Raw genomic sequence first — 16,365 nt, 5'->3', positions numbered from 1 at the left:
ATGACCGTTAACGCATTGCGCCCAGGTTAACGAGCGCTAACGGCCCTGTCTAGAATGAATCCTCATGAGCACCCATGCCACCGCCCGAGTCGCTGCTCCCACCCGCCGCGAGCAGATCCTCCGGGAGGCGGCGCGCCTCTTCGCCGAGCGCGGCTTCCACGGAGTGGGCGTCGACGAGATAGGGGCTGCCGTCGGTATCAGCGGCCCCGGCCTCTACCGGCACTTCCCCGGGAAGGACGCGATGCTCGCCGAGCTGCTGGTGGGCATCAGCGAGCGCCTCCTCGACGGCGGACGGATGCGCGTGTCGCAGGACGCCGCCGGTGACGGCTCGCCGGAGTCGCTCCTCGACGCGCTCATCGAGGGCCACATCGACTTCGCCCTCGACGACCGCCCCCTGATCACCCTCCACGACCGCGAACTGGACCGCCTCCGGGAGGCCGACCGCAAGCGGGTGCGCCAGCTCCAGCGGCAGTACGTCGAGGTCTGGGTCGAGGCGGTCCGCGCCCTGTACCCGCAGCTGGCCGAGGACGAGGCCCGGATGACCGTCCACGCGGTCTTCGGCCTGCTCAACTCCACCCCGCACCTCACCGGCGCCCTCCCGGACCGCGACGCGACGGCCGCACTGCTGCACCGGCTGGCCCGCGGGGCTTTCGCCGCGGCGGTGGCCGCGTAACGGCGGCGGTCCGACGGTCAAGACACCAGGCACAGCGCGTACGCCAGACGGCACAATGGGTTCATGCCGATACCCAGCCGTGCCGCCCTCGTCGACCACCTCGTCCGTACGCGCATCGCCGGAGACGTCGCCACCCCGCGCGACAACAACCTCTCCCACTACCGCAAGCTCGCCAACGGTGACCGTCACTACTGGCTGGGCCTGGAGCTCGGCGACCGCTGGGCCGATGAGCAGGACGTGCTCGCCGTCATGGCGGAGCGCTGCGGGGTCAGCGACGACCCCCAGCACCGGTTCGGGCAGGACACCATCGATCCGGAGCTGACCGTCGACGCTCTGGAGCGGATGGCGGCGAGGCTGCGCAAGGCGGCGGCCGGTTCGGAGCGGGTGCTGTTCGCGACCGGCCACCCGGGCGGCCTGCTGGACGTGCACCGGCAGACCGCGGACGCGCTGCGGGCCGCCGGGTGCGAGATCGTACGGATTCCGCCGGGGCTGATGACGGACGAGGGCATGGTCTTCCAGTTCGCGGACGTGGCCGTCCTGGAGCACGGGGCGACGCTGTGGCACACCCATTCACCGGCCCCGATGGCGGCGATCCTGGACGGGTTCGAGCGCGAGGGCAGGCCGCGGCCCGATCTCGTCGTCGCCGACCACGGGTGGGCCGGCTGCGCCGGTCAGCGGGGCATCGACGCGGTCGGGTACGCGGACTCCAACGACCCCGCGCTGTTCCTCGGCGAGGCGGAAGGCACGCTTCAGGTGACCGTGCCGCTGGACGACCACGTCACCGATCCGCGCTTCTACGACCCGATGACCGACTATCTGCTGGACGCGGCGGGACTGCTCTGACCGGGGGAGAAGTCTTCCGGCGGGCCTTCCGGCGCCGACCGGTCAGCGGCACTCCAGCGCCGGCCCCTCGACGGGTACGAACTCCCCCTGGCGGGCGGTGCCGTCGGCCGGCCGGGAGGGGAGCGCCGCCGTGGCCTCCGTCAGCGGCCGGTCCCGGCGCAGGGTGTCGAAGACGACCGCCGCCCTCGTCTCGTCCCAGACGAGTGTCGATCCGACCCCTTCGACGTCGGCGTCGAAGTCGCTGATGGGCACCGTGGCGAATTCGAGCGACGAGAGCGTGATCTGCCGCAGGTCACCGGCGAGCGACACCAGTTCCAGCGGAGTCAGCGCCTTCTCCGTGCGGTCGGCGGACAGCAGGACCCCGGCCAGTTCCTTCAGCCGGGCCGCACTGTGCAGGGTGCCGTCGTTCCGCATCTCCTTCACGAACGAGACGAGGAATCTCTGCTGCCGCTGCATGCGGCCGAAGTCGGCGGCGTTGTCGACCTTGCGGGACCTCGCGTAGCGCAGGGAGTCCCCGCCGCCCAGGTGATGGGTGCCCGCGGCCAGGTCGAGGCCGGTCGACGGGTCGCGGAGCGGGGTCGCGGTGCAGACATCGACCCCACGGAGCTCGTCGACGGACTTCATGAAGCGCGAGAAGTCGACTGCGAGGAACCGGTCGATGTCCAGGCCGGTCTTCGCCTCGACCGTACGCATGGCGAGGTCCCCGCCGCCCTCGGCGTGCGCCGCGTTGATCTTCGCGAGGTGGGCTTCGTGCGACTCGCCCGTACGCCGGTCGGTGTGTGCGGGAAGTTCGGCGAGCGAGTCGCGCGGGATGCTGACGACACTGACCCGCTCACGGTCCTGTGCGATGTGGACCAGCATCATCGTGTCCGAGCAGTCGCAGCCCTGGCCGCCCAGCCGGTATTTCTTCTTCTGCTGCTCGGTGATCGTGTCCCGGCTGTCCGTGCCCATGAGCAGGATGTTCGTACCGGTGCCACTGCCGTCGGCGTGGTCCGCGACAGCGAGCGTGTCCGGTGAGAACGCGTCGGCGCTCTGCATCGCCGTGCCCATGACGAGTACGGAGGCCAGCGCGGCGGCGGAGAGACCCCAGCGGGGGATCTTCCTCGCCGGTCCGGCGGACGGGTGTGACTGCGGTGTGCTGTCGAACGTCGGCATGTGCGCGCATCTCCCGGGAAGCCGGATGGTTTCAGGGGAAACCTAATTTCCCGCGGTTCACGCTCCGGGGTACCGACCCGACAATTCGGCGGCATTACCTACGATTGGACGCGGACCGGCCGTCCTTTCGCTGACCCGGACCCGGTGTGGGGTCCAGATAGACCCGGCGGACCGTCGGGAAGCGTTCCCGCAGCTGCGCCTCCGCCTCCTCGCAGGCCCACTCGATCTGCTCGGCGCTCGCCACGTCCCGGAAGTCGATCTTCGCGGCGATCAGGACTCCGTCGGCCCCTGGATGAGCGTGGTGAGCTCCAGGACGGCCGTGATGTGCGGGACCGAGAGCAGTTCCTCGCGCACGCCGTCGCGCATCGCCTTCGGCAGCGGACGGCCGATCAGCAGCTGGGCGTTGGAGCGGCCGAGCACCCAGGCCACGTACACGAGCAGGACGCCGATCAGGATCGAGGCGACGCCGTCCCAGACGCCGGAGCCGGAGAGCTGGCCACCGAGCAGTCCGCCCGCGGCGAGCAGCAGCCCGATCAGTGCGGCGGAGTCCTCCATCACGACCGCCTTGACGGCCGTGTCGGGGGTGTGGCGCAGGTAGTAACCGGCGGGGGAGTGCAGCCGGGCTGCCTCGCGGCGGACCTGTTTCACGCCCGTACGCAGCGAGTAGCCCTCCAGCAGGAAGGCGACGCCCAGCACGAGGTACGAGATGAGCGGATCGCCCAGCTCCTCGCCCGCGACGAGGGTGTGGACACCGTCGTAGACGGAGAAGACGGCGCCGCCGACGAACGTGGCGATGGAGGCGAGCAACGCCCAGATGTAGCGCTCGGGGCCGTAGCCGAGCGGGTGGTCCTCGTCGGCCGGCTTCTGGCTGCGCTTGAGCGCGGTCAGGAGCATGACCTCGGTGACGGTGTCGGCGACCGAGTGCGCGGCCTCCGAGAGCATCGCGCTCGATCCGCTGATCAGTCCGGCGACCGCCTTCGCCACGGCGATGCCCAGATTGGCGGTCGCCGCGACGACGACGGTGAACGTGGACTCCCCACCATCACTTTTCGCATCGGCCATGGTGGGGAGTATGTCCGAGTCGGGTGGCTGTGGCCTGTTCAGCCCCGCGGGGCGTTCAGTTCCGTGGGCGTTCAGTTCCGCGGGGCGCGGATCACGCCCTCCTGGATGACCGTGATCGCGAGCCGGCCGTCCTGCGTGTAGATACGTGCCTGGCCGAGCCCGCGCCCACCGGACGCCGACGGTGACTCCTGGTCGTACAGCAGCCATTCGTCCGCGCGGAACGGCCGGTGGAACCACATCGCGTGGTCCAGGCTCGCGCCCACCACGTCACCGACCGCCCAGCCGCCGCGCCCGTGGGCGAGCAGCACCGAGTCGAGCAGCGTCATGTCGGAGACGTACGTCGCCATGCAGACATGGAGCAGTGGGTCGTCCGCGAGCTTGCCGTTCGTCCGGAACCACACCTGGGAGCGGGGTTCGCGCGGATCGCCGACCGTGGCGAACGGAGGGGCGTCGCAGTACCGGAGGTCGACCGCAGCCCGTGCCTCCAGGAGCCGGTCCATGACACCCGGATCGATGAACCGGTCCGCGTACCCGGGCAGCATCTCCGCGGCGGTGGGCAGCGTCTCGGGGTCCGGGGCGTGCGGCATGGCCGCCTGGTGCTCCAGCCCCTCCTCGTGCGTCTGGAAGGACGCCGAGAGGTGGAAGATCGGCTGCCCGTGCTGGACGGCGACGACCCGCCGGGTGGTGAAGGACCGGCCGTCGCGGATGCGGTCGACGGTGTAGACGATCGGGGCGCCCGGATCGCCCATCCGCAGGAAGTAGGAGTGCAGGGAGTGGGCTGTCCGGTCCGCGGGGACGGTCCGGCCCGCGGCGACCAGCGCCTGGGCCGCGACCTGGCCGCCGAAGACCCGGGGCACGACCGCGGAACGGCTCGTGCCGCGGAAGATGTCCCGCTCGATCTGCTCCAGGTCGAGCAGATCGAGCAGGGATTCAAGTGCTGCGCTCATGAGAAGAACGTAACTGCTCTACAGGCCCATCGACTTGGCAATGATCGACTTCATGACTTCGCTGGTGCCGCCGTAGATCCGGTTGACCCGGTTGTCGGCGTAGAGGCGGGCGATCGGGTACTCGTTCATGAAGCCGTAGCCGCCGTGCAGCTGGAGGCAGCGGTCGATGACGCGGTGCGCGACCTCGGTGCAGAAGAGCTTCGCGGAGGCGGCCTCGGCGGCGGTCAGCTCACCGGCGTCCAGTGCCTCCAGGGCGCGGTCGGCGACGGCCTGGGCCGCGTCCACCTCGGCCTGGCAGGCAGCCAGCTCGAACTTGGTGTTCTGGAAGGAGGCGACCGTCTTGCCGAAGACCGTGCGGTCCTGGACGTACTCCTTCGCGAAGCGGACGGCGGCGGCGGCCTGCGCGTACGCGCCGAAGGCGATGCCCCAGCGCTCGGAGGCCAGGTTGGTGCCCAGGTAGCCGAAGCCCTTGTTCTCCTCGCCGAGCAGGTCCTCGACCGGCACCTTCACGTCGACGAACGCCAGCTCGGCGGTGTCGGAGACCTTCAGGCCCAGCTTGTCGAGCTTGCGGCCTATCGAGTAGCCCTCGGACTTCGTGTCGACGGCGAAGAGCGAGATGCCGAAGCGGCGGTCGTCCTCGCGCGGGGCGGAGGTACGGGCGCAGACGATCACCTTGTCGGCGTGCACACCGCCGGTGATGAAGGTCTTCGAGCCGTTGAGGACGTAGTGCGTGCCGTCCTCGGAGAGCTTCGCGTTGGTCTTCATGCCCGCGACGTCGGAACCGGTGCCCGGCTCGGTCATCGCGAGGGCCCACATCTCCTCGCCGCTGACGAACTTCGGCAGCCAGCGCTTCTTCTGGTCGTCCGTGGCGAGCATCTTGATGTACGGCAGGCCGAGCAGGACGTGCACACCGGAGCCGCCGAAGGAGACGCCCGCACGGGCGCACTCCTCCTGGAGCACGGCCTCGTACTTGTGCGAGTGGACGCCCGCACCGCCGAACTCCTCCTCGACCGAGATGCCGAAGACACCCAGCTCGCCGAGCTTGTGATAGAAGTCGCGCGGCGCCTGGCCTGCGGCGAACCACTCGTCGTAGACGGGGACGACCTCGGCCTCGATGAAGGCGCGAAGGGTCTCCCGGAACGCCTCGTGGTCCTCGTTGAATACCGTACGGCGCACGGGGTGCCTCCTCTGTCGGCTTCGGTCAGCTCGGCGTGAGCTTCCGGCGGGGTGTCTAAGCGCTTGCTCAGACCTTGTCAAAAGTTACCCGCCAGTCACCACACCTGTCCAGGGTGATGCTCGGCACGCCCGCCGCTCGGGCCACGGTTCAGCAGTGACTCAGCGCGAACCACAGCTCCGTGCGTACGTCCATGTCGTCCAGGTCCGCGTCCAGCAGCGTCGCGCAGCGGGCGATGCGCTGGCGGACCGTGTTGCGGTGGACCTGGAGCGCGACCGCCGTGCGGTCCCAGCTGCCGTGCAGGCTCAGCCAGCAGCGCAGGGTCTCGGCCAGCGGTTCGGTGAGCGGGGCGAGGAGGGCGCGGGCGTGGGCTTCGGCCTGTTCGCGGGGGATCAGTTCCGCGAGGCCCGTCGTGGGGCGGTGTACGGAGAGGGGGGTGCGGGTGGCCTCCGCACGGCCCAGGGCCCGGGCCGCCTGGGCGTCGGCCGCCGCCAGGGCCGCGACCGGGGCGGGGGCCGAGACGCCGAGCGTCCACCCTGGCTGCGGGGTGATCCGCTCGGTGTCGGTGACCAGGACGCGTACGGCGTGGCGGTCCGCGTCGACAAGGGCGGAGCCCAGTGCCGTACCGAGCGCTCCGGCGGTGAGGGGGTCGGCGGGGGCGCCTCCGGTGCGGCGCGCGTGCACCAGCGTCCACCGGTCGGCGGAGCCCAGGAGCGGGGTGACGTCCTCCGGGGCCGCGCCGAGCAGCATCCGTACGAGCGCCGCCGCACGGCCCGCCGCGTCGGCGCCCTGGTGCGGGGCGGTCAGCAGGGACAGCAGGACGACCGCGATACCGGTCACGGTGTGGTCGCCCGGCTCGCGCCGGTCCGCCGACAGGGCGAGGACCAGGCCCTGGCCGCCGCCGAGCGGGTACGCGGACAGCTGGGTGCCGCCGACCGTGTCCGTGGCGGATGCGGGGGCCGGGTCGGGTCGGGCGGTGGGGGAGACCACCCGGGACAGGCGGACGAGGGCTTCCTGCGCCCCGGGGGCCGGGCGGCGGCCCGCCGCGTGCAGCTCCTCGCCCTCGGCGGTCAGCAGGGCCGCCCGCCCCGACAGTTGCACGGCCAGTTGGTGCAGCACCGCGGGTACCGGGTCGGGCCTGGCCGCCGCCGACGCCAGGGCCTGCTGGGCTCGGGTCACCCGGCGCAACTCCCGGTGCCTGGCCTCCGCCATCAGCCGCCACACCGCCCGCGCGATCGCGGTGAACGGGGTCTCGGGCGGCACCTCCAGGAGCGGCAGACCATGCCGGTCGCACGCCTCGATCAGCGCCTGCGGCACCGTGTCGTGCACCGGCGCCACCCCGAAGCCGAGCGCGGCCGCCCCCGCCTCCACGAGCCGGGCGACATAGGTGTCCGGGTCCTTGAGCAGCACCCCGGCGCTCAGCAGCAGCTCACCACCGAGGAGGTACGGGTACGGGTCGGCCATCTCCGAGGTGTGCACCCACAGCAGGTTCGCGTGGTCGGGACCGGCGATCCGGCGCAGCCCCAGCTCCTCCCTGGCCAGCAGCTCGGCCAGCGGGACGGGTGGGGTGGGCGGTGCGGTGGGGGAGTCCGGCATGGACGGTTCATCCATTCAGCGCGAGGAGGATGGATGAAACGTACGCTTCATGGTTGCTTATCGGCCACCTACCGTCTTCACCAACCTGTTGAGCGAGACGGAGGGAAAGCCCATGGCTGTCGACTACACCGTGATCGTCGTTTATCTGGCCGGCATGCTCGCCATGGGCTGGTGGGGCATGCGCCGCGCCAAGTCCAAGAGCGAGTTCCTGGTGGCGGGCCGTCGGCTCGGCCCCTGGATGTACTCCGGCACCATGGCCGCCATCGTCCTCGGCGGCGCCTCCACGATCGGTGGCGTCGGGCTCGGCTACCAGTACGGACTCTCCGGCGCGTGGATGGTCTTCGCCATCGGCCTCGGACTGCTCGCCCTGTCCGTCTTCTTCTCGGCGCGCATCGCCCGGCTGAAGGTCTACACCGTCTCCGAAATGCTCGACCTGCGCTACGGCGGCCGGGCCGGACTCATCTCCGGTGTCGTCATGTGGGCCTACACGCTGATGCTCGCGGTCACCTCGACCATCGCGTACGCCACCATCTTCGACGTCCTCTTCGACATGAACCGGACCGTCGCGATCATCCTCGGCGGCTCCATCGTCGTCGCGTACTCGACGCTCGGCGGCATGTGGTCGATCACGATCACGGACATGGTGCAGTTCGTGGTGAAGACCATCGGTGTGCTGCTGCTCCTGCTCCCCATCGCGGTCATCAAGGCCGGTGGCTTCAGCGAGATGAAGGCCAAGCTGCCCACCGAGTACTTCGACCCGCTGGGCATCGGCGGCGAGACGATCTTCACGTACGTCCTGATCTACACCTTCGGCATGCTGATCGGCCAGGACATCTGGCAGCGCGTGTTCACCGCGCGCACCGACCGGACGGCACGCTGGGGCGGCACGGTCGCCGGCACGTACTGTCTGGTGTACGCCATCGCCGGAGCCGTCATCGGTACGGCGGCCAAGGTGATGTACCCGACGCTGCCGAGCGCGGACGCCGCGTTCGCGACCATCGTCAAGGACGAGCTGCCGGTGGGCGTGCGCGGTCTTGTGCTGGCCGCCGCGCTGGCCGCAGTCATGTCGACGTCCTCCGGTGCGCTGATCGCCTGCGCCACCGTTGCCAACAACGACATCTGGTCGAAGCTGCGGGGGGCGGTTGCCGGGGGCGGCGACGAGGAACGCGACGAGGTGAAGGGCAACCGGATCTTCATCCTGATCATGGGCATCGCCGTCATCCTCATCGCGATCGCGCTCAACAACGTGGTCGAGGCGCTGACCGTCGCGTACAACCTGCTCGTCGGCGGACTGCTGGTACCGATCCTGGGCGGGCTGCTGTGGCGCCGCGGGACGGCGGCGGGGGCGCTGGCGGCGGTGTCGGTCGGCGGCATCGCGGTGATCGGCCTGATGGCGACGTACGGAATCCTCGCCAACGAGCCGGTGTACTACGGTCTGCTGGCCTCGCTCGCGGTGTACGTGATCGTGTCGCTGGCCACGAAGCCGACGGACGAGGCGGTGCTTGTCGCTTGGCGCGAGCGGCTGGCGGGGCGGGGTGTGGAGGCCGGTGCCGGTGAGCCCGTGAGGGAGCCGGTCACCACCTGACCCTTCGTCCTCAATCGCCGGACGGGCTTGATTTTGCCCGGCTCGTATTGCGGGCCGGGGCAGGCAGTTCCAGCCCGTCCGGCGGTTGAGGACGGAACCCTCGCACGGGGGATCCCGCACACTGAATACCGTACGAAACCCGAAGGAAAGGCACTCCGTCCCATGAGCAGCAACGAAACGCCGCGCGGTCCCGTCGACTCGTCCCGTGTCCCGCGGTACGCCGGACCCGCGACCTTCGCACGGCTGCCCCGGCTCGACGAGGTCGGCACCGCCGATGTCGCAGTCGTCGGCGTGCCCTTCGACAGCGGTGTCTCCTACCGCCCCGGCGCCCGCTTCGGCGGCAACGCGATCCGTGAGGCCTCCCGCCTCCTGCGCCCGTACAACCCCGCCCAGGACGCCTCCCCGTTCGCGCTCGCGCAGGTCGCCGACGCCGGTGACATCGCCGCGAACCCGTTCAACATCAACGAGGCGGTCGAGACCGTCGAGGCCGCGGCGGACGAGCTGCTCGGTACCGGTGCCCGGCTGATGACGCTCGGCGGCGACCACACCATCGCGCTGCCCCTGCTGCGTTCCGTCGCCAAGAAGCACGGCCCCGTCGCCCTGCTCCACTTCGACGCGCACCTGGACACCTGGGACACCTACTTCGGCGCCGCGTACACCCACGGCACCCCGTTCCGCCGGGCCGTCGAGGAGGGCATCCTCGACACCGAGGCGCTTTCCCACGTCGGCACGCGCGGCCCGCTGTACGGCAAGCAGGACCTCACCGACGACGCGAAGATGGGCTTCGGCATCGTCACCTCCGCCGACGTCATGCGCCGGGGCGTGGACGAGATCGCCGACCAGCTGCGTCAGCGGATCGGTGACCGTCCGCTCTACATCTCCATCGACATCGACGTCCTGGACCCGGCCCACGCGCCCGGCACCGGCACCCCCGAGGCCGGCGGTCTCACTTCCCGCGAGCTGCTGGAGATCCTCCGCGGGCTCGCCTCCTGCAACCTGGTCTCCGCCGACCTGGTCGAGGTCGCCCCCGCGTACGACCACGCGGAGATCACCTCTGTCGCCGCCTCCCACGCGGCGTACGAACTGACCACGATCATGTCCCGCCAGATCGCAGAGGCGCGTACGAAGTGACCCACGACCACCACGACGACCGCCCGCAGCTCACCCCCGCGCAGGCCGAGGCCGCTCTCAACCTGCCGCCCGGCCGCAACGGCGGCGACCTCGTCGTCGAGACGCTCCAGGGCCTCGGCGCCACCACCGTCTTCGGGCTGCCCGGCCAGCACGCGCTCGGCATGTTCGACGCGCTGCGCCGCTCCTCCCTCACGTACATCGGCCTCCGCGTCGAGAACAACGCGGGCTTCGCCGCCGACGCCTACGGCCGCATCACCGGTGAGGTCGCCCCGTTGCTGCTCTCCACGGGTCCGGGCGCGCTGACCTCCCTCGCCGCGCTCCAGGAGGCGGCGGCCGCCTCCGCCCCGGTGCTCGCGATCTCCAGCCAGATCCCGACGGCGGGTCTCGGCGGTGGCCGGCACGGCTATCTGCACGAGCTCCGCGACCAGAAGGCGTCGTTCCGCGACATCGTGAAGTCGGTGCACACCGTGCGTACCGCTTCCCAGGTCCCGTCCGCGATCGCCGCCGCGTGGGAGTCCGCGCTCACCGCTCCGCACGGCCCGGTCTGGGTGGAGATCCCGCAGGACGTGCTCCTGGCGGAGACCGTCCTGCCGGTCGTCACGGCGATGGACGCCACCCCGCGCGAGCTGTACCCGCGCCCCGAGCTGACCGTCGCGGCCGCCCATCTGCTGTCGAAGGCCGAGCGGCCGGCGATCATCGCGGGCGGCGGAGTCGTACGGTCCGACGCGACGGGCAAGCTGCGCGCCCTCGCGGAGAAGATCAACGCTCCGGTCGTCACCACCTTCGGCGGCAAGGGCGCCTTCCCCTGGGAGCACCCGCTGTCCCTGCGTTCCTGGCTGGAGGACCGGCACACCACGGACTTCCTGGAGTCCGCGGACGTCCTGCTGGTCGTCGGCTCGGGCCTGGGCGAGCTCTCCTCGAACTACCACACGTTCAGTCCGCGCGGCCGGGTCATCCAGATCGAGGCCGACGCCGGGAAGCTGGAGTCCAACCACCCCGCGCTCGGCATCCACTCCGACGCCCGCGAGGCACTCGCCGACCTCCTCGACGCGGTCGAGGCGCGCGAGGACGAGACCGCGGCCGAGCGGGTGCGTACGGTGCTGGAGAAGGTACGGGCCCGGATCGACGCCCAGGACCTCACCCTGGAGCAGCAGGTTCTCGCTTCGGTGCGCGAGGCGCTGCCCGACACCGCGCCCAGCTTCTGGGACATGACGATCCTCGCCTACTGGGCGTGGTCCGCCTTCGACGCCCGCCACCCGAACACGATGCACTCGGCGCAGGGTGCGGGCGGCCTCGGCTACGGCTTCCCGGCGGCGATCGGCGCGGCGGCGGCCGACCCCACGAAGCCGGTTCTCGCGGTCTCCGGCGACGGCGGTGCGATGTACTCGATCGCGGAACTGGCCACGGCCAGGCAGTACGGCCTTCCCGTCACCTGGCTGATCGTCGACGACGGCGGCTACGGCATCCTGCGCGAATACATGACGGGCGCCTTCGGCGAGGCCACCGGGACGGAACTCTCCCGCCCCGACTTCGTCGCCCTGGCCGAGTCCTTCGGCGTCCCCGCGGTCCGTACGACACCGGAGTCCCTCACCGACGACCTCGCCAAGGCCCTGGCGGCACCCGGACCTTCCGTGGTGGTGCTCCCGGCCCTGCTGAGGATGTTCGAGCCGACGCACCTGTAGGCGGTCAGCGGTACCCGGTCTCCTCGGCGATGGCGTCCACCTGGGCCTGCCAGCCGAGGAGGAACTCCTGCTGCTGCTCGGGACCGAGGCTGCCCGGCAGTTCCCTCCCCGAGGGCATCAGGTCCGGGATCGACCGGAACACGGCGCCGGCGGCGGCGGCCCGCCCCCGCCGCCGGGCCGCGTCGTAGGACTTGCCGACCATCCACAGGGGCTCGCGGAGATGGGTGAGCGGCTTCGCCGCCGCCCTGGCCCGTGACTCCGGGCGTCCCAGTGCGCAGAAATCGATGTCTCCGAGCTTCTGAAGCGTCGCGAGCGCTGCGTAGAGCTGTCCGCTGCGATAGGCGTCCGACGGTTGTTCGCCCGACATGTTCCCTCCGCGATCCTGGGGTGCTGAGCATGACTACCCCGTGGCTCGCGTGTGAACGCCTGCGCGGTGAGAGAAACGGCGCTGTGAGAGACCTGGCGTTCTCCGGCCTCGGTCCCGGCCTGCCCGGTCCTAGGACCGCCCTAGGTCCAAGGGACCGTTTGTGTTGCGGCGGGATGAAATCCGCTGCCGGCCGCGTTGGTGACTTCCGGTAGTTCAGATGGACAGCGGGGCGAACGGGAGGCATCGGTGGAGGGCGCGGAGCAACAGGGGTGGGGTCGGCGGCTGACCGGATACGCATGGCGCTACCGGCGCAATGTGGTGCTGGCGCTGGGTTCGTCGCTCGCCGGTATGGCCGTGATGGCCCTCGTCCCGCTGATCACCAAGGTGATCATCGACGACGTGGTCGTCGGGCACACCCGTTCTCTTGCCGTCTGGACCGGGCTGCTCGTAGTCGCGGCCGTGCTCGTCTACATCGCCACGTACATCAGGCGGTACTACGGCGGCAGGCTCGCCCTCGACGTACAGCACGACCTGCGTACCGAGATGTACACGACGATCACCCGGCTCGACGGGAAGCGGCAGGACGAGCTGTCCACGGGGCAGGTCGTGGGGCGCGCCACCAGCGACCTCCAGCTGATCCAAGGGCTTCTCTTCATGCTCCCGATGACCATCGGGAACGTCCTGCTCTTCGTGATCTCTCTGGTGATCATGGCGTGGCTCTCGCCGCTCCTGACCCTCGTCGCCCTGGCCGTGGCCCCCGCGCTCTGGTTCATCGCCCGCCGCTCCCGTACGCGCCTCTTCCCCGCCACCTGGTACGCCCAGAGCCAGGCCGCCGCCGTCGCCGGAGTCGTCGACGGTGCCGTCTCCGGCGTCCGGGTCGTCAAGGGGTTCGGGCAGGAGGACCAGGAGACCGGCAAACTGCGCGAGGTCGGACGCAGGCTCTTCGCCGGCCGGCTGCGCACCATCAAGCTGAACTCGCGCTACACCCCCGCACTCCAGTCCGTGCCCGCGCTCGGCCAGGTCGCGATGCTGGCACTCGGCGGCTGGCTCGCCACCCGGGGGGAGATCACTCTCGGTACGTTCGTCGCCTTCTCCACCTACCTCGCCCAGCTCGTCGGCCCGGTCCGGATGCTCGCCATGGTCCTCACCGTCGGCCAGCAGGCCAGGGCCGGTGTGGAACGCGTCCTGGAGCTCATCGACACCGAGCCGACCATGCAGGACGGCACGAAGGAACTCCCGGCCGACGCCCCGGCGAGGGTCGAGTTCGACGACGTCCAGTTCGGGTACGCTCCGCTTCGCTCCGCCTCCGCTCGAGACGATGACCTTGGAAGCGGAGCCTCGGGGAGACCCGTCCTCGACGGGTTCTCGCTCACCATCGAGCCCGGTGAGACCGTCGCCGTCGTCGGCGCGTCCGGCAGCGGCAAGTCCACCGTCTCGCTCCTGCTGCCCCGCTTCTACGACGTGACGCACGGCGCCGTCCTCGTCGGCGGCCACGACGTCCGCGAGCTCACCCAGGAATCGCTGCGGGCCGCCATCGGGCTCGTACCGGAGGACAGCTTCCTGTTCTCCGACACCGTCCGGGCAAACATCGCGTACGGATTCCCGGACGCCACCAAGGAACAGATCGAGGAAGCCGCCCGCTCCGCGCAGGCCCACGGCTTCATCACGGATCTGCCGAAGGGTTACGACACCACGGTCGGCGAGCACGGGCTCACCCTCTCCGGCGGCCAGCGCCAGCGCGTCGCGCTCGCCCGCGCCATCCTCACCGACCCCCGTCTGCTGCTCCTGGACGACGCCACCTCCGCCGTGGACGCCCGCGTCGAGCACGAGATCCACGAAGCGCTCAAGCAGGTGATGGCGGGCCGCACCACGCTCCTGATCGCCCACCGCCGCTCCACGCTCGGCCTCGCCGACCGGATCGCCGTCCTCGACAAGGGCCGGCTCGCCGACATCGGTACGCACGAGGAGCTGGAGCGGCGCTCCGCGCTCTACCGCCGTCTCCTCACCGACCCGGACGAGCTGGGCGGCACCTCGCCCGGCCACCGGCCGGACAGGGCGGACGTGCGCGAGGACGACCGGACGCTCCAGGAGGAGCTGGAGGCCGAGTTCGACGCCGAGCACGGCATCACCCCCGAGCTGTGGATCCGCAAGGAGGAGCCGCGCGGCCCGGTGGCCGACGGCATGCCCGCCACCCCCGAGCTGCTGGCCCAGGTCGACGCGCTGCCGCCGGCCACCGACACTCCGGACATCGACGAGGCGAGCGCCGTACGGGCCGAGGAGTCCTACGGCCTGCGCCGGCTGCTGCGCGGCTTCGGGCTGCCGCTGCTGGTGAGCCTGGGACTCGTCGCCGTTGACGCGGGCATGGGCCTGCTCCTGCCCGTACTGATCAGGCACGGCATCGACGAGGGCGTCACCCAGCTGGCGCTCGGCGCGGTCTGGGCCGCCTCCGGGCTCGCCCTGTTCGTCGTGCTCGTGCAGTGGCTCGCGCAGATCGGCGAGACCCGGATGACGGGCCGCACCGGTGAGCGCGTCCTGTACGCGCTCCGCCTCAAGATCTTCGCGCAGCTCCAGCGGCTCGGCCTCGACTACTACGAGCGCGAGCTGACCGGCCGGATCATGACCCGGATGACGACGGACGTGGACGCGCTGTCCACGTTCCTCCAGACCGGACTGGTCACGGCCTTCGTCTCCGTCGTCACCTTCTTCGGCATCATGGTCGCCCTGCTCGTCCTCGACGTCGAGCTGGCACTGGTCGTCTTCGCGACCCTGCCCGTCCTGGTCATCGGGACGTTCTTCTTCCGCCGCAAGAGCGTCGCGGCGTACGAGCTGGCCCGCGAGCGAATCAGCGCCGTCAACGCCGACCTCCAGGAGTCCGTCTCCGGACTGCGCATCGTGCAGGCGTTCCGCCGCGAGCGGGACGGCTCCGAGCGGTACGCCGCGAGCAGCGACCACTACCGCGAGGCCCGGGTGCGCGGCCAGTGGCTGATCTCGGTGTACTTCCCGTTCGTCCAGCTCCTGTCATCCGTCGCCGCGGCCGCCGTACTGATCGTCGGTGCGGGCCGCGTCGACAACGGGACGCTGACCACCGGTGCACTGGTCGCCTACCTCCTCTACATCGAGCTGTTCTTCGCCCCCGTGCAGCAGCTCTCCCAGGTCTTCGACGGCTACCAGCAGGCCACGGTCTCGCTCGGCCGCATCCAGGAACTCCTCCAGGAGCGGACGTCCACGTCCGACCCCGACGAGCCGCTGGACGTGCTGTCGCTGCGCGGCGAGATCGCCTTCGAGGACGTGTCCTTCGCGTACAACGGAGAGGAAGAGGCGCTGACCGGGATCGACCTGCGCATTCCGGCGGGTCAGACGGTGGCGTTCGTGGGTGAGACGGGTGCGGGCAAGTCCACGCTCGTCAAGCTCGTAGCCCGGTTCTACGACCCGACGGCGGGCCGGGTGACGGCGGACGGCACCGATCTGCGAAAGCTCGACATGACCGCGTACCGGCACCGGCTCGGAGTCGTACCGCAGGAGGCGTACCTCTTCGCCGGTACGGTCCGCGACGCCATCGCCTACGGTCTGCCGGACGCCACCGACGCGCAGGTGGAAGCGGCGGCGCGGGCGGTCGGCGCGCACGAGATGATCGCCACGCTGGACGGCGGCTATCTGCACGAGGTCTCCGAGCGGGGCCGCAACCTCTCGGCCGGCCAGCGCCAGCTGATCGCGCTCGCCCGCGCGGAACTGGTCGACCCGGACATCCTGTTGCTCGACGAGGCCACCGCCTCCCTGGACCTCGCCACGGAGGCCCTGGTCAACCAGGCCACCGACCGGCTCACAGGCCGCCGCACCACGCTGGTCGTGGCGCACCGGCTGACCACGGCGGCCCGCGCCGACCGGGTCGTCGTGATGGCCCACGGCCGGGTCGTCGAGGACGGCACCCATGACGAACTGCTGACCGAGGGCGGGACGTACGCTCGCCTATGGCGCACGTTCATCGGCGAGGACGAACCGGCGGCGGTGTGACGCGTTGTCCTCAACTTCCCCCATTGCCTTAAGGCATGGGGGACCCCCTCGACGGGCTAGAAAATCAAGCCCGTCCGGCAATTGGGGACAAGAGGCGGTAAGGCGGACTGGGTCCATCTCCATGCAACCTTCGGACGGC

General features: G+C 70.7%; 11 protein-coding genes and 1 pseudogene. 6 read left to right on the top strand and 6 right to left on the bottom strand.

Annotated elements, in window-relative coordinates; genetic code table 11:
- Positions 1 to 64: 64 nt before the first annotated feature.
- Together ACFT7S_RS10580 and ACFT7S_RS10575 are read left to right on the top strand one after the other, a co-directional pair.
- Positions 65 to 673 carry a TetR/AcrR family transcriptional regulator gene (locus ACFT7S_RS10580; protein ID WP_382729548.1) on the top strand — a complete coding sequence of 203 codons (609 nt, stop codon included), beginning with the start codon at positions 65 to 67 and terminating at the stop codon, positions 671 to 673.
- Between the two features lie 63 nt (positions 674 to 736).
- Entirely contained in the window at positions 737 to 1,516 is a 780-nt protein-coding gene (locus ACFT7S_RS10575; protein ID WP_382729546.1) for a phosphatase, read from the top strand.
- Between the two features lie 42 nt (positions 1,517 to 1,558).
- On the opposite strand, the gene ACFT7S_RS10570 is transcribed toward ACFT7S_RS10575, so the two are convergent.
- The 5 genes and pseudogenes from ACFT7S_RS10570 to ACFT7S_RS10550 all read right to left on the bottom strand — a co-directional run bounded on the left by ACFT7S_RS10570 (position 1,559) and on the right by ACFT7S_RS10550 (position 7,450).
- Positions 1,559 to 2,671, bottom strand: coding sequence for an LCP family protein (locus ACFT7S_RS10570; protein ID WP_382729544.1), 1,113 nt, complete (start codon positions 2,669 to 2,671; stop codon positions 1,559 to 1,561).
- 94 nt (positions 2,672 to 2,765) lie between these two features.
- Positions 2,766 to 3,733 (bottom strand): annotated as a pseudogene (locus ACFT7S_RS10565) (cation diffusion facilitator family transporter).
- Positions 3,734 to 3,804: 71 nt separating this feature from the next.
- Positions 3,805 to 4,680 (bottom strand): acyl-CoA thioesterase, encoded by an 876-nt coding sequence (locus ACFT7S_RS10560; RefSeq protein WP_382729542.1) that lies wholly within the window; start codon positions 4,678 to 4,680, stop codon positions 3,805 to 3,807.
- 18 nt (positions 4,681 to 4,698) lie between these two features.
- Positions 4,699 to 5,856, bottom strand: coding sequence for an acyl-CoA dehydrogenase family protein (locus ACFT7S_RS10555; protein WP_382729540.1), 1,158 nt, complete (start codon positions 5,854 to 5,856; stop codon positions 4,699 to 4,701).
- A 148-nt stretch (positions 5,857 to 6,004) separates the two neighbouring features.
- Complete coding sequence (locus ACFT7S_RS10550) at positions 6,005 to 7,450, bottom strand: PucR family transcriptional regulator ligand-binding domain-containing protein (protein ID WP_382729538.1); 1,446 nt, start codon at positions 7,448 to 7,450, stop codon at positions 6,005 to 6,007.
- 112 nt (positions 7,451 to 7,562) lie between these two features.
- Here ACFT7S_RS10550 and ACFT7S_RS10545 point away from each other — a divergent pair, with 112 nt between their 5' ends.
- The 3 genes from ACFT7S_RS10545 to ACFT7S_RS10535 all read left to right on the top strand — a co-directional run bounded on the left by ACFT7S_RS10545 (position 7,563) and on the right by ACFT7S_RS10535 (position 11,848).
- On the top strand, positions 7,563 to 9,035 hold the full coding sequence (locus tag ACFT7S_RS10545) for a sodium:solute symporter (protein ID WP_382729536.1): 1,473 nt from the start codon (positions 7,563 to 7,565) through the stop codon (positions 9,033 to 9,035).
- A 162-nt stretch (positions 9,036 to 9,197) separates the two neighbouring features.
- A complete protein-coding gene (speB, locus tag ACFT7S_RS10540; protein ID WP_382729534.1) occupies positions 9,198 to 10,166 on the top strand; it encodes an agmatinase in 969 nt (322 codons plus the stop codon).
- Positions 10,163 to 11,848, top strand: coding sequence for a thiamine pyrophosphate-binding protein (locus ACFT7S_RS10535; RefSeq protein ID WP_382729532.1), 1,686 nt, complete (start codon positions 10,163 to 10,165; stop codon positions 11,846 to 11,848). The genes speB and ACFT7S_RS10535 overlap by 4 nt, the downstream gene beginning before the upstream one ends.
- Positions 11,849 to 11,852: 4 nt before the next feature.
- Here the strand turns inward: ACFT7S_RS10535 and ACFT7S_RS10530 are convergent, their stop codons facing one another.
- Positions 11,853 to 12,215 (bottom strand): hypothetical protein, encoded by a 363-nt coding sequence (locus tag ACFT7S_RS10530; RefSeq protein WP_382729530.1) that lies wholly within the window; start codon positions 12,213 to 12,215, stop codon positions 11,853 to 11,855.
- 246 nt (positions 12,216 to 12,461) lie between these two features.
- Between ACFT7S_RS10530 and ACFT7S_RS10525 the strand changes: the two genes are divergently transcribed.
- Positions 12,462 to 16,226: an ABC transporter ATP-binding protein gene (locus tag ACFT7S_RS10525; protein WP_382729528.1), complete on the top strand. Its 3,765-nt coding sequence runs from the start codon at positions 12,462 to 12,464 to the stop codon at positions 16,224 to 16,226.
- Positions 16,227 to 16,365: the final 139 nt, after the last annotated feature.

It is taken from the genome of Streptomyces sp. NPDC057136, assembly GCF_042670885.1.
GTDB lineage: Bacteria > Actinomycetota > Actinomycetes > Streptomycetales > Streptomycetaceae > Streptomyces.
Note: the sequence above shows the minus strand (reverse complement) of the source record. Positions and strands in the feature narration are given on the sequence as shown.

What these genes read in the sequence shown, in the direction of transcription:
- ACFT7S_RS10580 (WP_382729548.1), top strand. Translation starts at nt 65, where the DNA reads ATGAGCACCCATGCCACCGCCCGAGTCGCTGCTCCCACCCGCCGCGAG.
- ACFT7S_RS10575 (WP_382729546.1), top strand. Translation starts at nt 737, where the DNA reads ATGCCGATACCCAGCCGTGCCGCCCTCGTCGACCACCTCGTCCGTACG.
- ACFT7S_RS10570 (WP_382729544.1), bottom strand. Translation starts at nt 2,671, where the DNA reads ATGCCGACGTTCGACAGCACACCGCAGTCACACCCGTCCGCCGGACCG.
- ACFT7S_RS10560 (WP_382729542.1), bottom strand. Translation starts at nt 4,680, where the DNA reads ATGAGCGCAGCACTTGAATCCCTGCTCGATCTGCTCGACCTGGAGCAG.
- ACFT7S_RS10550 (WP_382729538.1), bottom strand. Translation starts at nt 7,450, where the DNA reads ATGCCGGACTCCCCCACCGCACCGCCCACCCCACCCGTCCCGCTGGCC.
- ACFT7S_RS10545 (WP_382729536.1), top strand. Translation starts at nt 7,563, where the DNA reads ATGGCTGTCGACTACACCGTGATCGTCGTTTATCTGGCCGGCATGCTC.
- speB (WP_382729534.1), top strand. Translation starts at nt 9,198, where the DNA reads ATGAGCAGCAACGAAACGCCGCGCGGTCCCGTCGACTCGTCCCGTGTC.
- ACFT7S_RS10530 (WP_382729530.1), bottom strand. Translation starts at nt 12,215, where the DNA reads ATGTCGGGCGAACAACCGTCGGACGCCTATCGCAGCGGACAGCTCTAC.